Genomic DNA, 26,762 nt, shown 5'->3' on the forward strand with positions numbered 1-26,762 from the left:
GGTGTGAGCCATGACTGCGGACACTCGATGGCTCACGGAAAGCGAACAGGACCTCTGGCGGCACATTCTCGCCAGCATTCGCAAGATTAATCGCGGCATGGAGGAAACCCTCTTAGCCTGCAGCGATATCTCCGCGGCGGAGTTTGCGGTCCTCGTCTCGCTTTCGGAGGCACCCGATCACATGCTGCGTTTGCGCGAGTTGTGCTCGGAATTGGAGTGGGACCGCTCCCGCGCCTCCCACCAGATCACACGCATGGAAAAGCGCGGTTTGGTGCGCAAGGAAAAGTGCGCAGGCGATGCGCGTGGCGTTGAAGTCGTCATGACTAAGGCCGGCCAGGAACGCCTGGAGGCGGCAGTTCCTGAGCACGTCGAGTCGGTGCGTCGCATGGTGTTTGATCACCTCGATCCTGCCGATGTTCCGGCGCTTCTGCGCTTTTGCAAGGGCGTCCTGTCGGAGAATAATCTTCCGGGCTATGACGGCTTCGTTCCGGACGAACGCCTGGGCCTCCACGCAGACTAGCCGTGCCTGGCGCGGGTAGAGTAGGGCCCGTCCGTTAATTCACCAGGAGGTGACCTTCCCACACCATGATGGGACAAGAACTGTTTGAGCATCCGCAGCGCCAATACGTTACGTACGGCATCACTCCCTTGAAGGAACTCAGCGTGCAGGTGGGTTCGGTTGAGGATCTGGAAGAGCTCACCGAGGAACAAGCCACCGCGCTTGAGGCAGCCCTTGAGCAGCATCCGGAGGGCGCACTAACCTTCGATGATGCCTCGCAGCTGTGGATTATTGGCGCGGAAGAAGATATTGAGAGCATGCTCCAGGACCGTGAAGATTTCGTCGAAGCGCTCAATAACAATGAGGATCCTGGGGTCTAGGCCACAGTCGGCGTCAAACTAAAGGCGGATGCGTTCTGAAAGATCTGCGTTTAACTACGGGCGGCTCTGCATAAACTGCTAAGATACTCTGTGTTAAAGGGCGAGCATCCCCCGTGCAGTGAAGAGAAGGCATTCCATGAGAATGCAGTCTGGCTAGGGGAGCTAAGTGAAAGGATTAAACATGATCGTCGAGCGCGATATGGCTCAGGAGCAGCGCGAAGCAGCTGCACGTGACAAGGCTGACGGCTGGGTATCCGTCTTCGTTCAGTGGATTCCCTCCATGCTTCTCTCCGTGGTGCTGCTTGGTGCTTTGATGTTCGGCATGTACTACGTCGAGCACGGCACCCTGGACATCACCCAGCCAATCGTCAATCAGTACATCACCCAGTAAACTGGTTCGCTCTCTTTTCACCGCCCGGCGGGGGAGAGCAGCTTGACGTAAAGCCCCAGCAGCAATGTCTGCTGGGGCTTCGTTCTTCCAACCTGCCGCACCCCTCAACCTTGTTCCCCTGAGCCGAAAGCCACCGTGGTTTGGGGAGGGTTTCATGCATGCGCAGAACCATGCCCAGGCGGCGCAACTGCCCTAGCTGCCAAAACCATCGCGCTCGCCGCAAGATCTGGCCAGAACTTTGGCAACTAGGGCAGTGTTGAGCCTGAGAGTTAGTGTTCGGTTGAGCAATTCTTCGCCCTTCGCGCTCACCGTCGGTCTCAATCAGTCGCCGTCCGCGACTTCGGTGAGCGCGAAGGGTGTATTCATCCGATAGTGTGAACGCCATGGACTCTCACATCTACGTTCGCTATCTCAACGGCCCGCTCCAGTGGCTGGGAATCATCGTTGGCCTTGCCGTCGTGGCAGCTGTGGTTCCCACGATGATTGACTCTACGTGGGCAGCAGTCCTTTTCGGTGCCTTGGTGATCGTTGCAACCGTGGCTTGCATCATGATGCGGGTGAAGATCGTCGTGAGTGACGACGACGTAGCTGTTTCCATCCTGGGTATATTCACGAAGAGGATTCCACTCAGTGATATCACCGGGGCAAGCATCGGTCCCGAGACTGGGCTCAAGGAAGGTGCGGGCCCGCGTGTTGTCGACGGAGCACCGGCTTATATCGTTTCTGGGCCAACGGTTCATATAGAGCATGGCCCGGACTCTCTTATCGCTTCGGCGAAGAACCCGGAGGAAGTGGTCTCGGATATCGAGGCGCGCTTGCGCTAGTTCTATATCCCCAGACTTGGATTCCGCAACCTCCTGGTGGGAGGTGGGGTGTCACCCAGCGCTGGGCGACGCCCACCTGCAGGTTGCGGGTTTCAGGTCTGGGGGAATGCAGAGAGCGAAAGGCTTTCCCGCACTCGTGGCATCGTTGAAAATGAGGGCCGGGGTGCGGCCTGATGAGAGAGATGTGGGCATGAAAAAGTGCCCCTGACAGGGATCGAACCTGCGACCTTCGGTACCGGAAACCGATGCTCTAATCCGCTGAGCTACAAGGGCATCGCTGGCGAAATGCCAACGATGCGATTCTAGCCTATAAAGACTGAAGCGCAGTAATTGGCCTCACGCCGATGGGGGTGTGGTGGGAGGAAAGGCGCGGCTAGGTAAGCCGCGCCTTCATTGTTCCCGCAGCCTTTCTGGCTAGGCGGGCTGTTACTGAGCCTCGGGCTGGTCAAAGAAGCCCGGCGCATCCGCAGTGTGGACCTCACCGGTGCGCAGGTAATCAACCACAATCTGGTCGACGGCCTTGTTGCCCATGGCGAAGTGGCCGTGGCCTGGGCCGTGCACAGTCACCACGCGGGACTGCATCGGATCGGAGAGGCCGCGGTAGAAGGCGTACGGGGTCTGCGGGTCACCGGTAGCCTGCAGCTGCAGCGGCTTGGTCTGCAGCTTCTCACCGGAGACGGCAATCGGGGTGCTGACCGGCGCGCGACCGCCGCAACCCGCGCCAGAGGCGTACATCGAATTAAACAGAGTGAACGGGTCAATCGTCACGTAGTTCGACCACAGGAACGCCGGAATGAGAGTCGGATCCGTCGGCGCGGTGTTCTCATTGCACATAATGATGTTTTGCATGCTCATTGCATTGACGAGCTGCTGCTGGGCTTTTTCTGGATCCTGTTGAGGCTGTTGTGCCGCCTGCTCCTCAAAGTTCATAGGCTCAACACCGCCGATGTGCTTGGCCAGTGCGTCCCACGTCTCGGGGCGGGGAAGGAGCTCACGGGTCGCGCTCAGCGTCGGCGAGGCAGCTTGAACAGCCTGCGGGTTGCGTACCTTGCCCGCAAGGTGCTCTGCCTGTACACGCAGCTCTCCCGTGGCGGTCATGACGTTGGCGCCCGGCTGGCCTGCGAACTCCAGTCCTGGCGGGAGGTCACCAATCTGGGCGTTCGGGGGAAGCACAGTCGGGCGCACGCCTGCTTCCTTGGCCACGATCTGGGACCAGCGCTCATAAGCCTTCAGCGGCGTGGTACCGGCGTGGTAGGTGGCGTCGTTCTTGGCCACGTACGCAAAGAAGTCATGGAGGGCATTCTCATAGCCTGCCTGCTGGGAGACGAAGATCTGGTTCCATGCCATCTTCGGATTCATGCCGGAGTCCAGCACGACCTTGTCGGTGTGCTGCGGGTAAAGCGTGGCGTAGGTGGAGCCTAGGAAAGTGCCGTAGGAAAGACCGGCGATGTTGATTCTCTCCTCACCGAGCGCCTGGCGAACAACCTCCCAGTCCTTAGCGGTGTTCTCCGTGGTTAGGGAGTCGGTGTAGCCCGGGGTGTTCTTCTCACAGTCATCGCGGGTAATCGCGCCGATCTGTGTCAGCTGCGCCAGCGGGTTTCCGCCTACTTCGCGGGACGTGCAGTTCACTTCTCCGGATTCGCGCAAACCTCGGGGCTGGACGCCAATGATGTCGTAGCCCTGCTTGATTTCCTCAGGCCACGCCGCAAAGTTAGCCCAGCTGTATGCGTCACCGCCCGGACCGCCAGGGTTGGTGAATAGGGCGCCCTGGCGGTTGCCCGTGGCCTTGAGGCGGATGAGGCCGACATCGATGGTGCCCTTTTCCGGCGCATCGTGATAGGTCGGAACCGTAACGTGACCGCACTCGGCGCGCTCTTCGGTGACCCCCTCCGGGCACGGGCCCCAATTGATGGTGGGTTGGTCTGCGTGAGCGACAGCGGGCGCGGCAACCAGACCAGCAGCGATAGCCACGGGCCCCAGCACCGAGCCTAAAACACGAGAAAGACGCATAGAATAAGGCTCCTCAAATCGTTAGTTGGTACGGGCCTTATCCTATGCGCCGGGGGCGATGTGAGCCGAGTGCTCAAAAAGGGTGGGTGCACCCGATCGTCACATTACTTAACAATCACCACAATGAGATCGCGCGGGCCGTGGACGCCCTCCACGCGGGAGAGCTCAATATCCGAGGTAGCAGACGGGCCAGAGATCCACGTCGCTGGGCGCTCCGGGTTCATACGGGAGACAACCTCCGGGATGCCGTACACGATCTGCTCCTTGCGAACGATGCACACGTGACGGTCCGGAACCAAAGTCAGCGCGCGGCGGCCGCACGTCTCATTGGACTCGAGCACGATGGTGCCGGTCTGCGCGGAGGTGACGTGAGATTCGGTCACCACGGCATCGACAGCGTCGAGCTCGCGCGGGTCCTTGGCGTTGTCATCAGGAGTGATGGTTTCCTCGAAGCCGTCCAGAAGCCCAGCGTCCATGCCGGGTGCGTAGACGACGTTCGAGCAGCCGCGCTCCTTCAGGATGCCCACGAGGGTGGAATTCAACCCAGACTCATCGGTGACGTGCACGTCAGCCTTGTAGTCTTCGAGGCGGTCCACCAGCATCTCACGCAGCTCATCCTCGTTGAGCGTGCCTTCCTTCTGGTACTCGCGCGGAATGTCTACGTGGTCCGGCAGGCCGGCCTGCTTCTGGGCGGCGGAAATGCGGTTGAGGATTTCCTCTTTGGCGGTGGTCACTTGATGCCCTCCTTCTTGGCTTGGGCGAGGAGTTCTTGAGCTTCGTCAGTGTCGAACCATTGGCGGAAGGACTTCTTCGGCGGAACGGCGGTATCGCGTACCTCGGACCAACCAGACATAAACAGCGGTAGCTTGTCGATGACCCCGTTGAAACCACCGAGGACACGGCCGAGCGCCACCATGTGGGTGATCTGGTTCCAGATCTTCGGGTTCTTCCACACCAGCTCAACTACCTGGAAGAGCTTCTCTTCGACCGGCGGGGTGGCGTGGGTGACCTTCTGGTAGCGGTTTTCCAGAATGACCTGGGAGAGCGGGATGCGCACCGGGCATACCTCGTCGCAACGGCCGCACAGGGAGCAGGCATAGGGCAAGCTTGCCGACGGATCGTTGTGGTCCTTCATGCCAGTCAGCTGTGGCGTCAGGGAGATACCAATCGGGCCCGGGTAGACGGAGCCATAGGCGTGGCCGCCGGCGCGCTCGTAGACCGGGCAGACGTTCAGGCAGGCAGAGCAGCGGATGCACTTGAGCGCCTCGTGGCCCTTGGGGGAGGACAGAGCAGCGGTGCGGCCGTTGTCCAGCAGCACGATGTGGAAGTTCTGCGGGCCGTCACCTTCGGTCACACCAGACCACATGGAGGTGTACGGGTTCATGCGCTCCGCAGTGGAGGAGCGCGGCAGCAGCTGGAGGAAGACCTCGAGGTCCTGGAAAGTCGGGACCAGCTTCTCAATACCCATCACGGTAATGAGGGTCTCCGGCAGGGTCAGGCACATGCGGCCATTGCCCTCAGACTCCACGATGTTGATGGTGCCGGTTTCTGCCACACCGAAGTTAGCGCCGGAGATGGCCACCTTGGCCTTCATGAACTGCTCGCGCAGGAACTGACGGGATGCTTCAGCCAGTTCCGCCGGCTCGGCCTTGAGCGAGTCATCGGTATTCGGCATCTTGTTGACAAAGATGTCACGGATCTCCGCGCGGTTGCGGTGGATAGCTGGGACCAGAATGTGGGAAGGCTTGTCCTCACCCAGCTGGACGATGAGCTCCGCCAGGTCGGTCTCTTGGGCGTGGATCCCGGCTTCTTCCAGGTGCTCGTTGAGCGCGATTTCCTGGGTGGCCATGGACTTGATCTTGACCACGTCGGTCTCACCGGTTTCGCGGATAAGGCCCTCGATGATCTCGTTGGCTTCCTTGGCGTCGCGCGCCCAGTGGACGATGCCTCCGCGCTTGGTCACCTGCTCTTCGAACTGGACCAGCAGTTCGCCCATGCGTACGGCGACGTCATCCTTGAGTGCGGAGCCGGCGTCGCGAAGCTGCTCCCAGTCCGGGGTCTCCTCAACGGCGTGCTGGCGCTTATCACGAATCGTGGTGGTGGCGTGGTGCAGGTTGCGGCGCTGGGTGGCGTTGTTAAGACCCACGTGAGCCAGCGGCACGAAGGCCTTCGAGCCGCGCAGGTTGCCGTAGCCTTCAGGAGCACGCGGAGGAGTGGTGTCGAGGAAGGAAGTCATTAGAGCATCTTCTCCTTGGAGTAGGCCGCAGAGGTAGGAGTCCACGGGTGTTCCTTGGTGGAGGCGAGGATTTCCGCCAAGTGGATAGCGCGAACACCGGAGCGCTGGCGAGCCAGAGCACCACCGATATTCATCAGGCAGGAGGAGTCACCGCCGGTGACGTATTCGGCCTCGGTTTCGCGGATGTGGCGGGTCTTATCGCCGACCATCGCTGCGGAGACCTCAGCGTTCTTGAGGGCGAAGGTTCCGCCGAAACCGCAGCATTCTTCTGCATTAGGCAGCGGGGCGAGGTCGATTCCCTCGACCTCCTTCAGCAGCTGGTAGGGGCGGTCACCCAACTTGAGGAAGCGCAGGCCGTGGCAGGAGGGGTGGTAGGTCACGCGGTGAGGGAAGAAAGCGCCGACGTTGGTGACTCCGGCGACGTCGACCAGAAACTCCGGCAGATCCAGGGTCTTGCCGGCTGCCTTCTTGGCGCCGTCCACATCGGCGGAAGTGCCGAAACGATCAGCGATCATCTCGTGCTGCTCACGCACGGCGCCCACGCAGGAGCCGGAGGCGGAGACCACGTAGTCGATGGAGGGATCCGCAAAGGCGTCCGCATAAGTGCGGATCATGCCCAGGGTCTGCTCCTGGTAGCCGGTGTTGATGTGCATCTGGCCGCAGCAGGTCTGCTCCTCTGGGAAGACGACGTCATAGCCCAAGCGAGAGAGAATGAGGGCCGTGGCCTTATGAGCATCGGGGAAGAGTGAATCACCGATGCAGGTGGAAAACAATGCTATTCGCATTCGCGTGTGCTCCTTAGTCTGCCTCTCTGTAGCTTGTCCTGTGCTTGGCACAGCGATGGTGTACTCGGATGCGCGCTACCAGGACAGCCGCAGTGGGCATTTTTCGAGTTTGTATCTATGAGCCTACCGCCCAAAACTCACATTATCGAGGCGGAATTAGCCCTCCTACCTGGCGTTTTATCGCAACATTAATGTTGTGAAATTCCTTACGTGCAGAGATGAAGCGGTCACAAAAAGCGGGCAAGCGAAAACCCCCAGATGTGGCGAGTGAAGTGCCCGATTCTGGGGGTAGTTGGTGCTGAGGACTGAGAACTTAAGGAACCAGGAAGCCCAGCACGTTGGTCATGAGAAAAACGATGATGCACACGACGGCAAGGAAGGCCACGGAGTAGCCCACAACGGCCTTGAAGATGCGGGATTCCTCGCCCTCCATTTGAACCGCAGTGGCTGCAATGGCCAGCGACTGCGGGGAGATCATCTTGCCCACAACGCCACCCGAGGTATTGGCAGCCAGCATGAGGTCCGGGTTAACGCCGATGCGCTCAGCAGCGGTGACCTGGAGGTTGGCAAAGAGTGCGTTAGCGGAGGTATCCGAACCGGTAACCGCGGTACCAATCCAACCCAAGACGGGGGAGAAGAGCGCGAAGATACCTCCGACAGAAGCCACGAACTGGCCGATGGAGATGGTCTGGCCGGAGTAGTTCATAGTGTAGGCCAGCGCCAGGACCAGGATGATGGTCAGCGCAGAGAACTTCATGCGGGAGATAACCTCGCCAAACTTAGCTAGCGGTGCCGATGCCTCCAGCGTGTAGCGGCCGTTCTCGTTGAAGGACATGTAGATAACAGCCACGATGATGCCGGAAATCAACAGCAGGGTGCCCGGGTTGCCCAACACGTTGAACTTAAACGCGGTATCCATGGCGTGGCCTTCGGCGTCGAAGACGGTGCCTTCGAGAAGCGGCCAGGCAACGTTGAGCTGCAGGAAGCCGAAGATGGACGGCCACGCGGTGGCGATGGCGAAGACAGCGGTGACCACGGCATAGGGCAGCAGTGCCATCCAGATGCGGCTGCCGTTGAGGTCCGTGACCTCCTCTTGGGCGGGCAACTCCATGCGCTCACGCAGGCTGTCCACACCCTTGGGCTTCCACACACGCAGGAAGAGGAAGCCAGCGCCGAGGGAGACAATGCAAGCCACGACGTTGGTGAGCTGGTAGGCAAAGAAGGTGGCCGCGGCCCACTGAGCAATGGCGAAGGAGATGCCGATGACAGCGGCGGCGGGACCTGCTTCTTTAACACCCCGCATGCCGTCAAGGATGAAGAGGATAAAGAAAGGCACGACGGCGGCGATGAGCAGGACCTGCAGCGAAATCAGTCCGGCGATATCAGCGGTCTGTTCGGCGGTACGGCCGCCCACGGAGCCTGCGGTGGTCACCGGGATGCCTACCGCGCCGAAGGCCACGGGTGCGGTGTTGGCGATGAGCACGGTGGTGGCTGCCTTGAGGGGTTTGACGCCCAGCGCCAGGATCATGGTGGCCGTAATTGCTACCGGAGCGCCGAAGCCGGCGAGCGCCTCCAAGAGGCCACCGAAGCAGAAAGCGATGAGAATGGCCTGGATGCGAATATCGCCATCGCCCAAGAGGTCAAAGGTCTTGCGCAGGTCATTGAAGCGGCCAGAGGCCACGGTGACCTCGTAGAACCAGATGGCAGTAATGATCACCCAGACGATGGGGAAGAGGCCGAAGAGCCCGCCGCGCACCGCGGAGGACAAAGCCATGCCGGTTGGCATGCCCATGCCAAAAATGGCGATGAGAACCGCGACGAGAAGCGCTACCGCACCCGAGGTGTGAGCGCGGGCCTTGAGCCCTAGGAGCATGATGAAGAACGCGATGAGCGGCAACGTGGACACCAGCGCGGTGAGCCCGATGTTGCCAGCGATGGCGTCGGTGGTGATGTTGAAGGTTGACATAAAACTCAATTCCAGTTGGCTCCCGCTGGCGTCTTTGTGGAGGTCCCCAGGATGCGGCACCGCATGTGTCGGCCAAGCGAGAAGGCGGAAGGTTGGATCGATTCAGATAACGCCTTTAGGGTAGAACTTGGTGCTTCGCTGTGCCGCATTGTTCACCTGATGGGGGTGAGTGACCTTGCTAACCTCTGCGACCTGATAGCGCCTCCCAGCGGCGGAGACGATAGACTTTGGCCCTATGAATCCTGAAGATCTTTCCGTCCTGATCAAGAACACTGCCGCTGCCGTGCTCACCGAGCATGAACTGGACGCCTCCGTCCTGCCAGAGACTGTCACCGTGGAGCGCCCGCGCAACCCGGAGCACGGTGACTATGCCACCAACCTGGCACTCCAGGTAGCCAAGAAGGCTGGTGCCCAGCCCCGCGAGCTGGCGCAGTGGTTGGCGGATGCCCTCGCCGGCAACGACGCCATCGATGAGGCCTCCATCGCGGGCCCGGGATTCCTTAACATTCGCCTCGCTGCCGCAGCGCAGGGCGCCATCGTGGCCCAGGTGCTCAATGCCGGTGCAGACTTCGGCAGCAACACCACCTACCAGGGCAAGAAGATCAACCTGGAGTTCGTCTCCGCGAACCCGACTGGCCCGATCCACCTGGGCGGAACCCGCTGGGCTGCCGTGGGTGATTCGCTGGGCCGCGTGCTCGAAGCCTCCGGCGCGGAGGTGACCCGCGAGTACTACTTCAACGATCACGGCGGCCAGATCGACCGCTTCGCTCGTTCCCTCGTGGCTGCCGCCAAGGGCGAGCCGACCCCGGAGGACGGTTACGGCGGCGATTACATCAAGGAGATCGCTCAGGGTGTGCTGGAGCAGAACCCGGACGCCCTTGACGGCAGCGATGCCGAGGTCCAGGAAGCCTTCCGCTCCGCGGGCGTGGAGATGATGTTCGCCCAGATTAAGGAGTCCCTCCACGAGTTCGGCGTGGACTTCGATGTCTACTTCCACGAGAACTCCCTCTTCGAGTCCGGTGCCGTGGAGAAGGCCATCCAAAAGCTCAAGGACAACGGCAAGCTCTACGAGTCTGAGGGCGCATGGTGGCTGAAGTCCACCGAGTACGGCGATGATAAGGACCGCGTGGTCATCAAGTCCGATGGCAACGCCGCCTACATCGCCGGCGATATCGCCTACGTGGCTGATAAGTTTGACCGGGGCCACGACCTGGCCATCTACATGTTGGGCGCAGACCACCACGGCTACATTGCCCGCCTGCGCGCTTCCGCTCAGGCTTTGGGCTATGACCCGGAGGCCGTCGAGGTCCTCATCGGCCAGATGGTCAACCTGGTCCGCGATGGCCAGGCGGTCAAGATGTCCAAGCGTGCCGGCACCGTCATCACTCTTGATGACCTCGTCGAGGCCATCGGCGTCGACGGCGCGCGCTACTCCCTGGTGCGCTCCTCCGTGGATTCCAGCCTGGACATCGACTTAGGCCTGTGGGCTTCGCAGTCTGCGGATAATCCGGTCTACTACGTGCAGTACGGCCACGCCCGCATTTGTTCCATCCTGCGCAAGGCAGCAGAGCTGGGCTTCGACACCGCCGAGCTTGCCGACGCCCCTCTCGACCTCCTCACCCACGATAAGGAGGGCGACCTCATCCGCACCCTGGGCGAGTTCCCGGAAGTTGTGGCCACCGCTGCCACGTTGCGCGAACCGCACCGCATCGCGCGCTATGCCGAGGAGCTTGCCGCCGTGTTCCACCGCTTCTATGACCAGTGCCAGGTGCTGCCGAAGGCTGGTGAAGAGACCGAGTCGATTCACTCCGCACGCCTTGCCCTGGCCAGCGCCACCCGCCAGGTCATGGCCAATGCCTTGACCATGGTCGGGGTCAGCGCACCGGAGAAGATGTAAGACGGAGAAGATATAAGACAAGGTATCGATGACTGATTTCAATTCTCTTCCGGCCCACGTGTGGCCGCGCAACGCTGCTCGTGATTCCGATGGTGTGGTCTCGATCGGCGGCGTTTCCCTGACCGACCTGGCCGAAGAATACGGCACCCCGCTCTATGTTTTCGATGAGCAAGACTTCCGCTCACGCTGCCGGGACATGGCCCAGGCCTTCGGCGGCCCCGACCACGTGCACTATGCCTCTAAAGCTTTCATTACCAAGCGCATCGTGCGCTGGGTGGATGAGGAGGGCCTGTGCCTTGACGTGGCCTCCCTCAATGAGGCCAAGCTGGCGCTAGCCGCGGACTTCCCGCCGGAGCGCATGACCGCGCACGGCAATAACAAGGAAGATGAGTACCTTGAGCTGTGCGTAAACGAGGGGATTGGCCATGTGGTCTTGGATAACGCGGAGGAGCTCTCGCGGCTTAACAGCATTGCTGCGGCCGCTGGCCGCGTCCAGCCGGTGATGATCCGCGTCAAGCCTGGCGTGGATGCCCACACACACGAATTCATCGCCACGGCTCATGAGGATCAAAAGTTCGGCATTTCCCTGTCCACCGGCGCCGCCTTCGATGTCGCTCGCACGGTGCTGGAATCCGCGAACCTAAAGCTCGTGGGCTTGCACTGCCACGTGGGCTCCTCGGTGTTTAATGCCGATGGCTTCAAGCTGGCTGCCGAGCGCGTGCTGAGCCTATATAAGCGCATTCACTCCGAGCTCGGCGTTGCCCTTGAGGAGCTGGACTTGGGCGGCGGCTTCGGCATTCCCTACATGGAATACGAGGAAGCACTCGACGTCGCCACGCTGGCCAAGGACCTGCTCGACGCCGTGAAGCGAACCGCCACTGAACTCGGCATCAAGCCGCCCTTCGTGCTGGTGGAGCCCGGCCGCTCGCTGGTGGGTGCCTCCGCGGTCACCGTCTACCGCGTGGGCACGGTCAAGGACGTGGAGACCGGCAAGGCGGATCTGCCGATGCGCCGCTACCTCTCCGTGGACGGTGGCATGTCCGATAACATCCGGCCGGCGCTCTATGGCTCTGAGTATGACGTGCGCGTGGTCAACCGCCGCACCCAGGGCCAGCCGGTGGACTCGCGCATCGTGGGCTTCCACTGTGAGTCCGGTGACATTCTGGTCAACGAGCGCCGTTTCCCCTCGGATATCACTACCGGGGATCTCCTCGCTTTCGCCACCACCGGCGCCTATCAGTACATGATGGCCTCGCGCTATAACGGCGCTCTGCGCCCAGCAGTAGTTTCCGTGCGTGACGGCAAAGCCTCGCTCATGCTGCGCCGGGAAACGGTGGAGGACTTGCTGGCGTTGGACGTCGACTAGCGCGGCGTTGGCACAGCTCACCGCATTTTATTCACAAAGACATGGCCGGTCGCACGTTGTGCCGGCCATTTCGTATAGAAATAGACAGCTCGTTCTGTATAGTGATGGGCTAGCACGTAAGAATCTTTCGCAATTTCAACAAGGGGACACCATGACGACGAACCGTAGCAAGAAGCCCGAAGGCGAACCCGTAGGGATCGCGCTGCTTGGATTTGGCACTGTGGGCGCTGAGGTTTTCCGCCTCGTGCAGGAGAACGCTGACGCTTTTGCACACCGCATCGGCGGCCCCGTGGAGATCCGCGGCGTTGCCGTGCACAACAAGAACAAGCTGCGCCCGGGCGTTCCGGCGGAGCTGCTGACCGACGACGCCAAGGCACTTGTCCTGCGCGATGATATCGACCTTGTCGTCGAGGTCATCGGCGGCATTGATTTCCCGCGCGAGCTTGTCCTCGCCGCCCTCAACGCCGGTAAATCCGTGGTCACCGCCAACAAGGCTCTCGTGGCCGCGCACGCGGATGAGCTCGCTGAAGCTGCCGACCGCGCCGACGTTGACCTTTACTTCGAGGCCGCTGTAGCCGCCGCCATCCCGGTCGTCGGCATGCTGCGCCGCTCCCTGGCCGGTGACAAGATCCAGCGCATCTCCGGAATCGTCAACGGCACCACCAACTTCATCCTGGACGCCATGGAGTCCACCGGTGCCTCCTATGAGGATGCGCTGGCTGAGGCCACTCGCCTGGGCTACGCCGAGGCCGATCCCACCGCTGACGTGGAGGGCCACGACGCTGCCTCCAAGGCTGCCATCCTGGCATCCCTGGGCTTCTATACCCGCCTGACCTTCGACGATGTCTACTGCGAGGGTATTTCCAAGATCACCGCCGATGACATCAAGGCTGCCAACCAGGCCGGCTACTCCATCAAGTTGCTGGCCATCTGTGAGCGCCTCGTGGATGAGGAGACCGGTGCGGAATCCGTCAACGCCCGCGTGCACCCGACGTTGGTTCCGAAGGAGCACCCGTTGGCTTCGGTCAGCCAGTCCTATAACGCCATCTTCGTTGAGGCGGAGGCCGCTGGTTCCCTGATGTTCTACGGCAACGGTGCCGGCGGTAACCCGACGGCATCTGCTGTGCTGGGTGATGTCATCGGTGCGGCACGCAACATCGTCCACGGCGGCCGTGCGCCGGGGGAGAACACCTATGCCAACCTACCTATTGCGGAGTTCGGAGAAGTGGAAACTCGTTATCACGTCGACATGGAAGTTGAAGACCGCACCGGCGTGCTCTCCGCTATCTCCGGTGTCTTTGCCCGCCACGGGGTCTCCCTGCGCACCGTGCGCCAGGAAGACGGCGATGCCACCGCTCGCCTCATCGTGGTCACCCACGCGGCTAAGGAAGCGGTGCTGGAGGATATCGTCGCCGCCCTCGGCGAGCTCGATGAGGTCAAGGCTGTTCACTCCGTCATCCGCCTGGGCGTCTAAGGGGCTTAGGTAAAAACAATGAGTATCGATATCGAAGTAGGCACCAAGGTCACCGTCCAGGTCCCGGCCTCCTCGGCCAACCTGGGCCCCGGCTACGACACCCTTGGCATCGCGCTGAGCCTCTACGACACCGTAGAGGTAGAAGTCACGCGCTCCGGCTTGGAGGTAGAGATCTTCGGCGAGGGCGCCGACGAGCTTCCTCGCGACGGTTCCCACTTGGTAGTCAAGGCCATCCGTTCTGCGCTGAAGGCTGCCGACGTGGAAGCTACCGGTCTGCGCGTGGTGTGCACGAATAACATCCCGCAGTCCCGTGGCTTGGGCTCCTCGGCTTCAGCCGCAGTGGCCGGCGTGGCCGCGGGCAATGGTCTGGCTGGCTTCCCGCTCTCCGAGGAGCAGGTTGTTCAGCTGTCTTCAGCCTTCGAAGGCCACCCGGATAACGCCGCGGCCTCCGTGCTAGGAAACGCCGTGGTCTCGTGGACCACCGTGCCTGTCGACGGCCGATCGCTCCCGGAGTACCGCGCCGCCACCTTAGACGTGCACCCGACTATCAAGGCCACGGCCTTGGTCCCGGACTTCCACGCGTCGACCCAGGCAGTGCGCCGCGTGCTGCCTTCCCACGTCACGCACGCCGATGCCGCCTTCAACGTCTCCCGCACTGCGGTGAACGTGGCGGCGTTGACCGCCTACCCGGACCTACTGTGGGAGGGCACCCGCGACCGCCTGCACCAGCCTTATCGCGCTGATGTCCTACCGGTGACCGCGGAGTGGGTCAACCGCCTGCGCAACCGCGGCTATCCCGCCTACCTGTCCGGTGCTGGCCCCACCATCATGGTCCTCCACACCGAGCCCATCGAGGAAGAGATCCTCGAGGATGCCCGCGGACAGAACCTGCGCGTGCTGGAGCTGGAGGTCGCCGGGCCGGTTTCCGTCGAGTGCGGTTAGGCTAGCTAGCCTCCTTTTCCACGTTGATTCGGCACACGCCGTTTCCGGACTTCGGGATCAGCTTCAGGCTTAACCTCCCACCGGAATCGGCAGCCGCCTGCTCCAAGTAGCCATCGTGGATGGCGCAGACGAAGGGGGAGGGCTCCACACCGGCGCTGACAAATGGGCAGGCGTGTAGCTCCACATCGGCGCGGCCTTCCTCGTCGAAGTGATCGGACGAGGTTACCGGGTCAAAGCCCATATCGCGCATCATCAGATAAAGCGAGCCGAGTGCCTCAGCACCATGGCTGGTGGCCGCAGTTTTGGCCCATTCGCGGCCAAGCTCCCGCGCCTGCTCCGAGGAATAATCGTTGAGCTGGTCTTTTTCCGCCAGCGCTGTGATGAGCACGCTGATCAGCGTGACGTATTCCTCCGCCACTGAACGGTTGTCCGGCACCCGCACTTGGAAGATCAGTGAGGGGCGTCCGCGCCCCTTCGCCGGAGCAGTAACTACTCGCACCGCGCCAGCGCGAACGAGCTCATCTAGGTGGCCGCGCGCGGTGTTGACATGCATGCCCATCTTCTTCGCAATCTCTGCAGCCCGTGCTCCTTGCGGGAATTTCTGTAAGGCCGAGAGGACGTCGCGCTGCTTGGGGGAGAGCTTCATCGTGTCAGGAAACAGCTCGCTGGAGGAGCGGGGGCTAGGCGTAGCAAATGCGGACATGAACTGTGACTCCTTGAAAAACTCTAGAAGGATTCTACATCCGAGGTCCTGATTTTCTTCCACTGCGGTGCTCAGAGGCACCACGACCTGCGTGACGACGTGGGTAAAATCCCATGGATTAAGTACGGGTGTAGACCGTGAGGGCGGTGGCGTCGAGGGCCACGGAGACCTCGTCGCTGGGAGCATTGTTGCCTGCTGGCTCGCCCACTGTGAGCCGTTGGCCGTCAATGTCAATAAGGGTGGTTTTGCCCAGATCGGCCACAATGGTCGCGCTCAGTGCGCCAGCGGGGTCGAAGCGCAGCGCAGACTGGGGAAAGGCCGCCCAGTGCTCGCCGTTGCGAGCTGGCTGAAATGCATCATTCTGGTGGTAGCCGCGAAGCACATTGACGCCCGCCAGCTCTGCCATAAAACGGGACGGGGGCCGTTCCAGTAGGCGCTCCGCGGAGCCTTGAGAGATGATGTTGCCGGCTTCCATCACCAGGATGTCGTCCGCCAGCGTGTCGAGGTCCACGCGGCTGTGGGTGACGATGACCGTGGTACGGTCAGCGGCTGAAAGGCGCAATAAGTGGCGCCAACGCGCGGCGGATTCTACGTCCATGGCGGCAAAGGGCTCATCCGCAACCAATACCGCCGGGCGCGCCGCCAGCGCGCGGAGGAGGGCAACCTGTGCGGCTTGACCACCGGAAAGCTCGGATACATGGCCCAGCTCTTGCAGTCCGGCGGCGTTGATCAACTCTTTGGTCCTTTGCGGGTCTTTGGTCACCATCGTCAACGCTTGAGCCACGGTGGCAGTGGGCGGCAGCCCAGGGTTTTGAGAAAGCATGATCACGCGTTCGGCGTTGGTGTGTGCCCCTTGGAGTCGCCCGCTAATGAAACGCAGAAGCGTGGTCTTTCCGGCACCGTTGGGCCCGACCACCGCGGTCATGCGCCCGCCCCGGAACGTGGTGGTGGCGTTGCCGATAGTTACGGAAAGATCGTGGGCTGAGTCCACAGGGGTGGTGGCAGTGCGAAGTGCCGCAGGATCCATCGGCTTGAGCATGCGCACCTTCGGCTCGCGGCGACGCCGCAGCAACAGGGGCAGTCCGGCGGCGGTGAGCGCAAGGATGGCTATTCCAATAAGCACGGCGGAAAGGGCATAGGCATTGTCCGCGCTGACCTCGCGCTCTAGGTAGATTCCGCTCGGCATGGTTCGGGTCGAGCCGGGCAGGGAACCGGCGAAGGTGATAGTTGTTCCGAATTCACCCAGTGAGCGGGCGAAAGCCAGCGCACCACCGGTGAACACAGCGGGGCGGATGGCTGGGAGAATGATGCGCCGAAGGATGGTTCCCGCTCCTAAGCCGATGCCGCGCGCGCTGGCGATGACCTCAGGATCGAGTTGCCGCAGCGCGGAGTCCACCGCCACCACCGCGAAGGGAAGCGTGACGAAGACATGGGCTGCCACGACACCCGGGAAGGCGAAAGACACGTGCAATCCAGCCTGCTCCAGAACAGGACCAAGCAGTCCGCGGCGCCCCAGCAGGGCAGTAAGAGCCAAGCCGCCCACGACGGGAGGCATGGCCAAGGGGAGGTAGACCACCAGTCTCACCAGGTGGGAGGCGTGGCGTAGCTGCTGCAGCCACAGCGCCAAGCAGGTGCCCAGCAACGTGGACAACACTGTAGACCACGCCGCCGCGAACAGGCTGAGGCGGAGAAGATCCTGGGTCATCGGCGAGCTCAGCGTGTCCGAGAGTTGCCTCCAGGGCACCCGCACTCCCAAGGCGAGGACTGGGGCGAGAATGTAGATAGCTGCCAATGCGCCGGCGGCGATGACCGGCCAAGGGGCTCGTGGGCGCTGTTCGCGCAGAATCATGCGCGACACCTAGTTCACCGGAGTGAAGCCGAAGTGTTCCCAAGTGCTGTCAAAATCCGACTCAAGAAGCGAGAGGACAGCGCGCGCTTCTTCATGCCGGGATGAAGAAGCCACCACAGCACCCATGATCTCATTGCGGAAGTCTTCCGCGTGGGCGAGCGGGATGGCCTCGACATCTTCGCTCGCGGCGGCGTCGGTGGAATAGACCCACCCGGCGTCCGCTTCACCGGAGGCAACCTTTCCCAGGACATCAGCGACTTGGCTCTCCAAAGATGATGCGTACAGATGCCAGCCATTGGCCTCTATAATGCGCGTGGAAATGGCTCCGCAAGGCACGCTCGGGTCACAGAGAACTAGGCGTGCCGAGGGCTCCAGGTCTGCTGCAGAGCGAAGACCTTGAGGATTACCTTTCGGCACGACCATAACCATGACGTTGCTGGCTAAGGCCACGGGCGTCTCCACGCTGCCCTGAGCGAGTGCATTCTCCATGGTCTCCCGAGAAGCAGTGAGGAGAAGGTCTGCGGGCGCTCCCTCATCGACTTGCTGCACCAAAGCAGAAGAGCCGCCGTTGTTGAAGGCCAGGGGAGTCCCGGAGGCGCTAGCAAGCTCGTCATTCAACACTCTTGTCGAGGATGCAGCAAACACCTGCAAGGGTTCTGTGGAATCAGAGGCGCAACCGGCAACAGTCAGCGCGGCGGCGATGACGGGGATTGCAATCTTTGCGAGGTGCATGGTCAGTCAGCTTACGGAAGCTTTAGGCGGTTCGCGTGAATTTGATGTGGACGTCTTGTGGTTCTTTCTTAAGATACTCGCGAGCGAAAACCTCCTCCCGCTGGTCCACCTCTTTGAGCAGCGGAAGTGGGTCGTGCGGGGCAATGAGGATCATGGCTTCGCCCACGTTGAGGGTGCCGAGTGCCCCATGGATGGCGCCGTGGCGCACTGCGTGAGGGATTTCGGAGGCGTTGAGGGTGGGGATGTCGTGGCCCTTGGAGGCGTCGATAAGCGGCAAGTTCATTGATCTTTTCCGTTTCGATTTTCTAGGGAGAGCTGGCGTTGCTGCCCGTGCAACCAATTTACTACGATTATATCCGTGCAAATAAAAATGTCAGACGTGCCTCTACGTGACGTCTCCTTGGCAGCTCGCCGGCGCTGGCACACCATTGCCTTTAGCCTCGTGGCCTTGTGGATCGCGGTGGGCGTGGGAATCACCGTGGCGAGTTATCTGGGAGCACCCGTCGTGTGGTGGGATCTCATCCATCCGTTTACCCTCGGAGCGCTGACCACCGCGATCCTCGTATTCAGCACCCACTTCACGGAGGCGCTGACCCGCACCCCAGCCGTCGGGTTCCGCGGGGTGGGCACACGGGTGGGCCTAGTGCAGGTAGGTCTGGTCCTGTTGCTCGTCGACCGCGCAGGCTACGACTGGGGAATGCTCGCGGATATTGGCTCCTCACTCGTCATCGTCGCAGTCACGTGGCACCTGTGGGCGTTGTGGTCTAAGCTTCGAGGCTCTCTTTCTGGCTCTTTTGCAGTCACCGTGCCCTTTTATCTGGCCGCGGCGTGCTTCATGGTGGTCTCTGTGCTGTTGGTTATCCTGGCTGCGCACGGGGTGGGTAATTACTCGCTGTTGGTGGCGGCGCATTCACGCGGCATGGTGTGGGGGTTTGCACTGCTGACCATCGTGGGCACCGTCGTCACGCTGCTTCCCACCTTGACCCGAACGCCAATTTCATCAGCCGCCCGGGCCCGGTGTGGTCGAGCATTGACCGTGCATTGCGTGGGGCTGGGGGTGGCCATGCTTGCCGACGCCTCCGGGCTCACCCGCGCCGCCGGCATGGCGCAGCTACTCACCGTCCTTGCCGCTGTGTTCATCATTCAGCCAGTACTTGCCGGTGCGCTTGGTGGCGTGAAGACCACGGCAAGCGTGTCCGCGATGGCGGGACTGGTATGGATGCTGGCACTGTGTGCCGGTGACGCGGCGGCCACTCTCGCCGGGGCCTACCCGCGCGCGGTGACGTTACTCCTGATGCCCACATTCGTCGGCGCCGGCCTCCTGCAGCTCGTGACCGGGGTACTCCACCACATGCTGCCCATCCTGGCCGGGGCTGCTCATCCCGCGCGAGGCCACCTTCCAGGGTTCGTGCGCGTAGCGCTCATCAACCTTGGCGGCGTGCTGAGCCTCACTGGCATTACTAGCGTGTCCTTCGCCGGGCTTATCATGATGGGGCTAGGCCTCATCGCCAATTGTGCGGCCCTAGTGTGGGCCGTCTCGTCATCTCAAGGAGAAGTTCATGTCAAGCGTGCCCGTTAAAAAGGAGCAATCTGAGAAGCAGTGGGCATCCTGGCTCATCATCATTGTTGCCTTGGTGGCGGTCATTGCACTGGCAGTGACCAATTCGCGGATGGGGAAACAAGATCCGGCGCTGGTAGCTTCCGCCGATGCCGTCACTGTGGATGTCTCTGTCGACGGCATGGCCTTTGTTCCGTCCTCTATTAACGTGGCTGCGGGCAGCCACCTGGTGGTGAATTTTCATAACACGGGCGACCAGGTCCATGACTTGAAGATCGGACGTGAGGAAACCGGAAGGGTAGAACCAGGTGAGACCGTGCAGCTGGATGCTGGGATCATCGATGAATCCGTGGAAGGCTATTGCACGATCGCCGGGCACAAAATGCAGGGGATGACGTTTATGGTCAACGTCGACGAGCCAGCATCTGGGGACCATGAGCATGCGGGGGCGTCGCCAAGCACGGGCTCTGCTGGTGCCCCGGCGACGGTGCCCTCAGCAGCCGAGCGCATGGCGGCACGCGAGGGCTTCGACGCCGTCGATGCCTCCCTTGCTCCCGCGGAAGGCGACCTTCACGAGGAGACCTGGGTGATGACAGAAGAGGAGGCTGAGGTCGCCCCAGGAGTGCGCCAAACCCGGTGGCTCTTCAACGGGCAGGCACCCGGACCAACCCTGCGCGGCAAGGTCGGGGACCGATTTCGTATCACCATCAAGAACGAGGGCTCGATGGGGCACTCGGTGGATTTTCACGCTGGTGAAGTCAACCCAGATAAGAACATGAAGACGATTCAGCCGGGCGAGTCGCTGACATACGAATTTGTCGCGCACCGGGCAGGCATCTGGATGTATCACTGCTCAACGATGCCGATGAGTCTACACATTGCCAACGGCATGGCAGGAGCAGTCATTATCGATCCGCGTGGTGAGGATGCACTGGGGGACGTTGACGCGGAGTACGTCATGACGGCAAGCGAGGTTTTCCTCGCCACCGCGGGCAGGGAAGCTGAAGGTGCGGATGCGCAGCGAGTCAGCAATGGCGACTATGACCTCGCCGCCTTCAACTACTATCCCAATCAATACGACGAGGGCTTAGCACCGCTGCGCGCCAAGGTGGGCGATACCGTGCGTATCTGGCTGGTTAACCTCGGCCCGGATTTGCCTCTGAGCTTCCACGTTGTGGGCGAGCAATTCGACACCGTGTACAAGGAAGGCGCCTACCTGATTAAGGACGCGAAGGATTCCGGATCCCAGGCGCTGGACCTCTTGCCCGCCCAGGGCGGATTCGTGGAGATGACCTTCAACGAGCCGGGGACCTACTCCTTTGTGAACCACCTCATGACGAACGCAGAGAAGGGCCAGCACGGTCAGATCATCGTTGAATAGCTCGCCGCTCGCGCCGTTCGCGAAGCTCGTCCAGGGTATCTATATCGTGCACTGCGGCGGTGCCTTCGATCTCGGTGATGTTCTTCGCGAGTCCGAGTAAGCGCATGACTGACTTATTGCGGGGATTGCCGAGCTCATTCAGAGCGCGGGCGAGGGACTCGGTGCGCCACAGTGCACACAGCGGCTGCGACAGCCCATCAAGTGTGGCTACCGCGACATCAGCGCCGGAGCTTGCCAAAGCCACCTCGAGTGCGGGGAGCATCTGTGGGGAATCCGGGGCATCGACGGCAAAGATGGCGGTGGTGGACTCTGAGGAGCCGACCAACGCGGCATGGCCCGCGGCGATTCCCGCGGCAGGCCCGCCAAAGAGGGGCTTTTCACATACTTGAGGCATGCCTAAGTGGTAGGGCGAGACAACCGCCACCGGCGCGTCATAGGGCAACTGGCGCAGGAGGCGGTCGATAAGGCGCTCACCGGCGAGAGTGATACTTGCCTTGTCCACACCACCCATGCGTGTGCCGCGTCCGCCCGCCAAAACAATGACACCTGGCATTGTTCTCTATCCTTCCGCGCCGGGCAGCTCACGGGACCAATCACCCGAGCGACCGCCGGACTTCGCGGTGATGCCGCAGCGCCGGATATAAGCGGAGCGATCCACACCTTTGACCATGTCGATGAGCGCTAGGGCGGCGACGTTCACCGCGGTCAGCGCCTCCATTTCTACGCCGGTGCGGTCGGCGGTGCGCACGGTGGCTTCGATGAAGACGTGGTCTTCGCGCAGGTCTATGTCCACTGCGCAGCCATGCACACCAATGGTGTGGGCCAGCGGCAGGAGATCCGGGACCTTCTTCGCCGCCGCAATACCGGCCACTCGAGCAACCGCAAGCACGTCGCCCTTCGGCACGGCTCCCTCCCGCAGTGCGGTGAGGACCTCCGGCGAGCATGCCACTTCGCCTTGGGCGGTGGCGGTGCGCACAGTGGGCTTCTTATCGGTCACGTCCACCATGTAGGCGGAGCCGGCCTCATTAAGATGAGTGAACTTCATTGTTGCAGCGGGTCCTTTCCTCCGGTGGACCTAGCCTAGCTGACGAAGAGTGGGCCGATCCGCGTTTCTGAGGCGCGATCTTTGGCAGCAACGGAGGGGTGGGGGCTGTAGAAGGGGAGACCCTGAATCTAGTAGGGGTAGACGGTAAGTTGCTCCCCTGCGGTGACGGAGCTCGTCAGCAGCGCGAAACCTTGCGTGCCCGGCAGTGCTGCAACGTGGTGGCTGCGCATGCGTGGACCAGGCGGCGGAGAGGCGGTAATGCTTCCCTCCAGAGCAATTGAGCACGGCTGAATCAGCGGGCGGTGCGGATGCGGGAAGTCGGCCCGGGCGACAGCCGTCAGATGCGGCCGGTCTAAAACTCCGGTGGGGCGGGGAAGGCCGCGCAAGGAACGCAGAAGCGGGGTGAGGTAGAGATGCACGGAGACGAACGCCGCCACCGGGTTGCCCGGCAAACACACCACGGGAACGCCGTTCCACAGCGCGTGGCCCTGCGGCGCGCCGGGGCGTTGGTTGACATGCCCGAACCAATAAGAGCCGCGCTCCACAGTATCCTCAATGACCGCGCGAACCACGTCAAAAGCGCCTGCGGATACCCCGCCGGTGGTGACGATGAGATCGGATTCTGCGGCAGCCTTGTCGAAGCGGCGGCGCAGCTCAACGGGTGAATCGCCACATACCGTGCGGGTGATGTCAACGGGCCCGGTGGCACTCATGAGTGCTTCGAGCATCGGCCCATTGGAATCCGGGAGCTGGCCGTTGCGCAGCTCCTCGCCCGTGGCGATAATGCTCACTCGCGGGATGCGGTGGACCACGGCGGTGCTGACCCCGGCAGAAATGGCGGCGGCGATGAGGGAGGCGTCGACCAGCGTGGCGGCACCGGCTAGTTGGTGCCCGGCCTCGATGTGGGAGCCGCGCCGCCGGATGTGGTTGCGCTCGGGAAGTCGGTGCACCGTAACGGTCTCGGGCAGCGGCCCGGGGCCTGGCGGAATATCGGTGTCCTCCACAGGGATGACCAGACCATCAAAGCCCGCGGGTACTGCACCACCGGTCATGATGCGCAGCGCAGTGCCGGGCTGCGGGGCCTGGGCAGACGCGCCGGCAGGCACATCACCCACGATGGGCAGAGTGAAAGGAACGGTGAGGCTGTCGGGTGAGGAGGGCTGAGGAATGAGGAAACCATCCATCGCGGAATTATCTTGCGCTGGCAGGGGCAGGCGGGCGACGAGGGGCTCAGCCAATACGTGACCCTGCGAGAGTGGGACATGCTCCGCAGGCAGTGCGCGGACCAGCGCGTGGAGGCGGTCGAAATACTCCTCGATACTTAAGTCAGTCCCAGTGCTTGTCATTGCACCCAATCTAGCCGCCGATGGCGGACATCGGGCGATCTGGTTGGAGGAAACCTTCATCATCGACCCCATGGCCCGGTAATTTCCTCCACATTTCACCCGCCCACGCGGTGGCGAGCTCCGCATCGCTGGCACCGGCCCGCATGAGGTCGCGCAAGGAGGTTTCCGAGTTGCCGAAGAGGCAATTGCGCACCGCGCCGTCTGCGGTCAGGCGCGTGCGGTCGCAATCCCCGCAGAAGGGCCGCGTCACGGAGGCGATCACCCCGATGTGTCCTGTGGGGAGGGAGCCATCGCGCGAGACCGCGGACCACAGTGCAGCCGGCGCGGAGCCGCGGGGTTTCTTAGCCGGGGTGAGCTCGAAGTCTTCGGCCAAGCGTGCCAAGATGTCCTCCGCGGTGACCATCTGGGAACGCGTCCACTTCTCCCGTGGGCCCAGCGGCATCTGCTCAATGAAACGAAGCTGCGCGCCGCGCTCTAAACAAAAACGGGCCAACGGCAGGATGGCGGATTCGTTGACGCCTGGCATGATGACAGCATTGACCTTGACCGGATCCATGTCGGCGGCCAGCGCGGCATCGATGGATGTGAGCGCATCTGCCAGGCGGTCGCGTCGGGTGAGCTGGGCATAGAGCTCCGGATCGAGCGTGTCCAGGGAGATATTGACGCGGTCCAGCCGGGCGCGCTGCAGCCCCGGCAGGCGTTTATCCAAGCCCAGCCCGTTGGTGGTGAGAGCAACAGTAGGAGGGCGGCCCTCATCGGTAGTGAGCGCTTTTGTGGCGGCGATGATTTTCTCTAAGGAGCCGCGAAGAAGGGGCTCGCCACCGGTGAAGCGCACCTGCTGGATGCCGAGCTTGTCCACTGCGAGGCGGATCAGCCGGATGGTCTCTTCATCGCTGAGCGTGTGTTCGGTGGGCAGCCACTCATAACCTTCGGCGGGCATGCAGTAGGTGCAGCGCAGGTTGCAGCGATCCGTCAGAGAAACGCGCAGGTCGCGGGCCTGGCGGCCGTAGCGATCCACGAGTGTACGGCGGCCCTCGGTTCCTGGTGCCGGCAGGTCCGTGGGCAGCGTCCCCGCTCCCCGTACACGCGGCAATGGCAGAGTCAGCGGGACGGAGGTGCGTGGCGAAGGCTGGGATGGCTGGGCGGACATTGCTGGCAAGTCTAGATCGAAGCGCGCCAAATGAATAGGAGGGGACTAAGCTTCCCCGTCGCCTTCTTCGGCATCGAGGCGCTGCGCCTCACCCGGGCCCTTGAGACGGATGATGTTGTATTCGCCCTCCGCAAGGTGGGCGCGCAGGTCCTTCTTATCGAACTTGCCCACCGAGGTTTTATCGATGGATTTCACGAAGGTCCAGTACTCCGGCAGCATCCAGGAGGGCAGCTCAGAGCGCATACCGTTGCGCAGGCGCTCGGCGGTTTCAATTGTGGGGCTGATATCTGCGGCGAGCACGGTGACAGCCAGCGGGCGCTCGACCCACTGTTTGTCGGGATAGCCAATGACGGCGCATTCGAGTACCACCGGGTTGGCCATGATGAGGTTCTCCAACTGCACGGAATAAATCCACTCACCACCGGAGCGAATGACATCGCGTGCTCGGTCTTCCACGGTAAGGAAGCCATCCTCGGTGACGAAGCCGACGTCGCCGGTGCGTAGCCATCCGTCCGCCGTGAACTTGGAAGCCGCGTCCTCGACGTCTTTCCCGCGGAACTCGTGAGCAGCGCCGCCATCCTCCGAGGCGGGCGAGTGGTAGTAGGCGCCAGTAACCAGGTTGCCGCGGACCTGAATCTCACCGGCGTTGCGGTCCGTCGTGTTGACTACGTGGCCGTCGTTAACCACGCGGTATTCCAGGGCGGCAGGGAAGCGCCCTTGGGAAATACGGTAGGCCCAGCGGGCCTCACCCGAGGCGCCTGAAGGCGGGCGAGCCACGGTGCCCACCGTGGTGGTTTCCGCCATGCCCCACACGTGGACCACGTCCACGCCGTAGCGCTCTTCCCAGCTCTTGATGAGCTGCGGCGGCACAGGAGAGCCGCCAGCGAAGATCTCCGTCAGGGTCATGCGCTCCGGTGGATTCTTGAGGTAGTGCACGAAGAGCTGAATCCAAATGGTGGGCACACCGTGCGCCACGCGCGGGGAGGTGGCGGCGATGACCTTGGCCAGGGTGGCGGGGGAGACGTCGGCGTCGGGAAGCACCAGCGGCGTGCCCGTCATCCACGCTGCGAAGGGAACTCCCCAGCTCAGCACGTGATAGATGGGGATGCAGCACAAAAATGTCTCCCCGTGGGTCACGCACAAGGAATCGGAGGAGCGCAGCTGCATACCTTCCAAGTACAGGGCGCGGTGGGAGTAGAGCACGCCCTTGGGTGCACCGGTGGTGCCGGTGGAGTAGCACAGTGCGGCGGCGGTGTGCTCATCCAGAACCGGCCAGTCATACACGGTGGAGCGCCCATCCAGCAGTTGCTCATAGCTATAAATCTCGACGCTGCCCGGCAGAGCGGTGCTGGGCTTGTCGACACCCGTGAATACCACCGCACGCACACAGTCCACGCCTTCTAGAACCTGGGCCAGTTGCTCGGCGAGGCGACAATCCGCGACGATGACGCGGACCTCAGCGTGGTTGATGATGTGCCGGATCTGATCATTCATGAGCTGCTTGTTGAGCGGGGTAAATACTGCCCCCTTGCAAGCGGTGCCAAAAAGCACTTCGAGGTGTTCGGCGCAGTTCCACATTAGGGAGCCCACACGTTCATCGCCAGTGATGCCGAGCGTGTCATGCAGGGCGTGGGCGAAGGCAGCGGCGCGCGCGCCGATATCGGCGAAGGTGGTTTCTTCGCGTTCATTGCCGGGATTGGCGCTGTGCCACGTAACCACCTGGGTTTGGCCGTGGACAGTGGAACCGTACTCCAGGATGCGAGTGAGGGACAGCGGGATATCCTGCATTGTGGAGAGCATGCGCACTACTTTAGCCGTGTCAGTGTGAGCGCGGTGGAAGGATGCGGTATAGTTGTCGGCGACTGGCGGGGAAGGCCTTCCCCGCACCTCCGAGCTCCCTCTACGGCGCACACACCTGTGGTGAAAACTCATGGCAGTCCAACGGTGTGCGCGACGGTGAGAGGGGAGAGACACGCTCGCAGTCGCCTTCTTAAAATATCTCCCCGCGATTGACCCGCGGCCGCTTCCTTGAGAACTTTTCAGGAGTTCTGCAAGGAGTTCTTCATGTTCCGTACCGCAGGGCCGGAGAGGGGGGAGAGCCAAAGAAAACCACCGCCCACGGGGATCGCGGTCGCGTGAACTCGCTGGTGGCGGTGGACCATCTCAATTACACACTGGCTTCCAACGCCCGCTTGGAACAGCACCACACACAGTGCAGGTGCGGCAGA

General features: G+C 62.1%; 24 protein-coding genes and 1 tRNA gene. 10 read left to right on the forward strand and 15 right to left on the reverse strand.

Features of this window, described 5'->3' with window-relative positions:
• The first annotated feature begins 10 nt into the window (after positions 1-10).
• The 4 genes from CAURIM_RS05365 (at position 11) to CAURIM_RS05380 (ending at position 2,094) form a co-directional block, all read left to right on the forward strand.
• Positions 11-520, forward strand: coding sequence for a MarR family winged helix-turn-helix transcriptional regulator (locus CAURIM_RS05365; RefSeq protein WP_201828375.1), 510 nt, complete (start codon positions 11-13; stop codon positions 518-520).
• A 65-nt stretch (positions 521-585) separates the two neighbouring features.
• Entirely contained in the window at positions 586-879 is a 294-nt protein-coding gene (locus CAURIM_RS05370; RefSeq protein WP_070644741.1) for a molecular chaperone GrpE, read from the forward strand.
• A gap of 181 nt (positions 880-1,060) precedes the next feature.
• Positions 1,061-1,270 carry a hypothetical protein gene (locus CAURIM_RS05375; protein WP_070710964.1) on the forward strand — a complete coding sequence of 70 codons (210 nt, stop codon included), beginning with the start codon at positions 1,061-1,063 and terminating at the stop codon, positions 1,268-1,270.
• Between the two features lie 383 nt (positions 1,271-1,653).
• Positions 1,654-2,094 (forward strand): hypothetical protein, encoded by a 441-nt coding sequence (locus CAURIM_RS05380; protein WP_201828374.1) that lies wholly within the window; start codon positions 1,654-1,656, stop codon positions 2,092-2,094.
• 199 nt (positions 2,095-2,293) lie between these two features.
• Here the strand turns inward: CAURIM_RS05380 and CAURIM_RS05385 are convergent.
• The 6 genes from CAURIM_RS05385 to CAURIM_RS05410 form a co-directional block, all read right to left on the reverse strand.
• Positions 2,294-2,367: transfer RNA gene (locus tag CAURIM_RS05385), tRNA-Arg, on the reverse strand.
• A 153-nt stretch (positions 2,368-2,520) separates the two neighbouring features.
• On the reverse strand, positions 2,521-4,104 hold the full coding sequence (locus tag CAURIM_RS05390; protein WP_201828373.1) for an alpha/beta fold hydrolase: 1,584 nt from the start codon (positions 4,102-4,104) through the stop codon (positions 2,521-2,523).
• 104 nt (positions 4,105-4,208) lie between these two features.
• Positions 4,209-4,838, reverse strand: a complete 630-nt coding sequence (locus tag CAURIM_RS05395) for a LutC/YkgG family protein (RefSeq protein ID WP_201828372.1) — start codon at positions 4,836-4,838, stop codon at positions 4,209-4,211.
• Entirely contained in the window at positions 4,835-6,340 is a 1,506-nt protein-coding gene (locus CAURIM_RS05400; RefSeq protein ID WP_201828371.1) for a LutB/LldF family L-lactate oxidation iron-sulfur protein, read from the reverse strand. Before CAURIM_RS05400 ends, CAURIM_RS05395 begins: the two co-directional genes overlap by 4 nt.
• Positions 6,340-7,125, reverse strand: a complete 786-nt coding sequence (locus tag CAURIM_RS05405; protein ID WP_010187137.1) for a (Fe-S)-binding protein — start codon at positions 7,123-7,125, stop codon at positions 6,340-6,342. Before CAURIM_RS05405 ends, CAURIM_RS05400 begins: the two co-directional genes overlap by 1 nt.
• A 313-nt stretch (positions 7,126-7,438) precedes the next feature.
• Positions 7,439-9,091 (reverse strand): L-lactate permease, encoded by a 1,653-nt coding sequence (locus tag CAURIM_RS05410; protein ID WP_070646020.1) that lies wholly within the window; start codon positions 9,089-9,091, stop codon positions 7,439-7,441.
• A 235-nt stretch (positions 9,092-9,326) separates the two neighbouring features.
• Between CAURIM_RS05410 and argS the strand changes: the two genes are divergently transcribed.
• The 4 genes from argS to thrB all read left to right on the forward strand — a co-directional run bounded on the left by argS (position 9,327) and on the right by thrB (position 14,770).
• Complete coding sequence (argS, locus tag CAURIM_RS05415) at positions 9,327-10,988, forward strand: arginine--tRNA ligase (RefSeq protein ID WP_201828370.1); 1,662 nt, start codon at positions 9,327-9,329, stop codon at positions 10,986-10,988.
• A gap of 28 nt (positions 10,989-11,016) precedes the next feature.
• On the forward strand, positions 11,017-12,354 hold the full coding sequence (lysA, locus tag CAURIM_RS05420) for a diaminopimelate decarboxylase (RefSeq protein ID WP_201828369.1): 1,338 nt from the start codon (positions 11,017-11,019) through the stop codon (positions 12,352-12,354).
• Between the two features lie 151 nt (positions 12,355-12,505).
• Positions 12,506-13,828 (forward strand): homoserine dehydrogenase, encoded by a 1,323-nt coding sequence (locus CAURIM_RS05425; protein WP_201828368.1) that lies wholly within the window; start codon positions 12,506-12,508, stop codon positions 13,826-13,828.
• Positions 13,829-13,846: 18 nt separating this feature from the next.
• Positions 13,847-14,770 (forward strand): homoserine kinase, encoded by a 924-nt coding sequence (gene thrB, locus CAURIM_RS05430; protein WP_201828367.1) that lies wholly within the window; start codon positions 13,847-13,849, stop codon positions 14,768-14,770.
• A 1-nt stretch (position 14,771) separates the two neighbouring features.
• Here thrB and CAURIM_RS05435 read toward each other — a convergent pair whose 3' ends face one another.
• The 4 genes from CAURIM_RS05435 to CAURIM_RS05450 form a co-directional block, all read right to left on the reverse strand.
• Positions 14,772-15,473, reverse strand: coding sequence for a helix-turn-helix transcriptional regulator (locus CAURIM_RS05435; protein WP_070710972.1), 702 nt, complete (start codon positions 15,471-15,473; stop codon positions 14,772-14,774).
• Between the two features lie 118 nt (positions 15,474-15,591).
• The gene (locus tag CAURIM_RS05440; protein ID WP_236659284.1) at positions 15,592-17,322 is read right to left on the reverse strand and encodes an ATP-binding cassette domain-containing protein; all 1,731 of its coding nucleotides are present in this window, start codon (positions 17,320-17,322) and stop codon (positions 15,592-15,594) included.
• Positions 17,323-17,331: 9 nt separating this feature from the next.
• The gene (modA, locus tag CAURIM_RS05445) at positions 17,332-18,054 is read right to left on the reverse strand and encodes a molybdate ABC transporter substrate-binding protein (protein ID WP_201828365.1); all 723 of its coding nucleotides are present in this window, start codon (positions 18,052-18,054) and stop codon (positions 17,332-17,334) included.
• A gap of 22 nt (positions 18,055-18,076) precedes the next feature.
• The gene (locus CAURIM_RS05450; protein WP_201828364.1) at positions 18,077-18,337 is read right to left on the reverse strand and encodes a DUF2249 domain-containing protein; all 261 of its coding nucleotides are present in this window, start codon (positions 18,335-18,337) and stop codon (positions 18,077-18,079) included.
• Between the two features lie 96 nt (positions 18,338-18,433).
• Between CAURIM_RS05450 and CAURIM_RS05455 the strand changes: the two genes are divergently transcribed.
• Both CAURIM_RS05455 and CAURIM_RS05460 read left to right on the forward strand, forming a co-directional pair.
• The gene (locus CAURIM_RS05455; protein ID WP_201828363.1) at positions 18,434-19,633 is read left to right on the forward strand and encodes a beta-carotene 15,15'-monooxygenase; all 1,200 of its coding nucleotides are present in this window, start codon (positions 18,434-18,436) and stop codon (positions 19,631-19,633) included.
• The gene (locus CAURIM_RS05460; protein WP_201828362.1) at positions 19,614-20,993 is read left to right on the forward strand and encodes a multicopper oxidase domain-containing protein; all 1,380 of its coding nucleotides are present in this window, start codon (positions 19,614-19,616) and stop codon (positions 20,991-20,993) included. The genes CAURIM_RS05455 and CAURIM_RS05460 overlap by 20 nt, the downstream gene beginning before the upstream one ends.
• Here the strand turns inward: CAURIM_RS05460 and mobA are convergent.
• The 5 genes from mobA to CAURIM_RS05485 form a co-directional block, all read right to left on the reverse strand.
• Positions 20,980-21,546: a molybdenum cofactor guanylyltransferase gene (mobA, locus tag CAURIM_RS05465; protein ID WP_070710977.1), complete on the reverse strand. Its 567-nt coding sequence runs from the start codon at positions 21,544-21,546 to the stop codon at positions 20,980-20,982. The genes CAURIM_RS05460 and mobA overlap by 14 nt on opposite strands.
• 6 nt (positions 21,547-21,552) lie before the next feature.
• Positions 21,553-22,038: a cyclic pyranopterin monophosphate synthase MoaC gene (gene moaC / locus CAURIM_RS05470; protein ID WP_070710978.1), complete on the reverse strand. Its 486-nt coding sequence runs from the start codon at positions 22,036-22,038 to the stop codon at positions 21,553-21,555.
• A 128-nt stretch (positions 22,039-22,166) separates the two neighbouring features.
• Positions 22,167-23,384, reverse strand: coding sequence for a molybdopterin molybdotransferase MoeA (locus CAURIM_RS05475; RefSeq protein ID WP_201828361.1), 1,218 nt, complete (start codon positions 23,382-23,384; stop codon positions 22,167-22,169).
• Positions 23,385-23,394: 10 nt separating this feature from the next.
• Positions 23,395-24,534 (reverse strand): GTP 3',8-cyclase MoaA, encoded by a 1,140-nt coding sequence (gene moaA, locus CAURIM_RS05480; protein ID WP_201828360.1) that lies wholly within the window; start codon positions 24,532-24,534, stop codon positions 23,395-23,397.
• A gap of 45 nt (positions 24,535-24,579) precedes the next feature.
• Positions 24,580-26,334, reverse strand: coding sequence for a long-chain fatty-acid--CoA ligase (locus CAURIM_RS05485; RefSeq protein ID WP_201828359.1), 1,755 nt, complete (start codon positions 26,332-26,334; stop codon positions 24,580-24,582).
• Between the last annotated feature and the right edge of the window lie 428 nt (positions 26,335-26,762).

It is taken from the genome of Corynebacterium aurimucosum (assembly GCF_030408555.1).
Classification (GTDB): domain Bacteria; phylum Actinomycetota; class Actinomycetes; order Mycobacteriales; family Mycobacteriaceae; genus Corynebacterium; species Corynebacterium aurimucosum.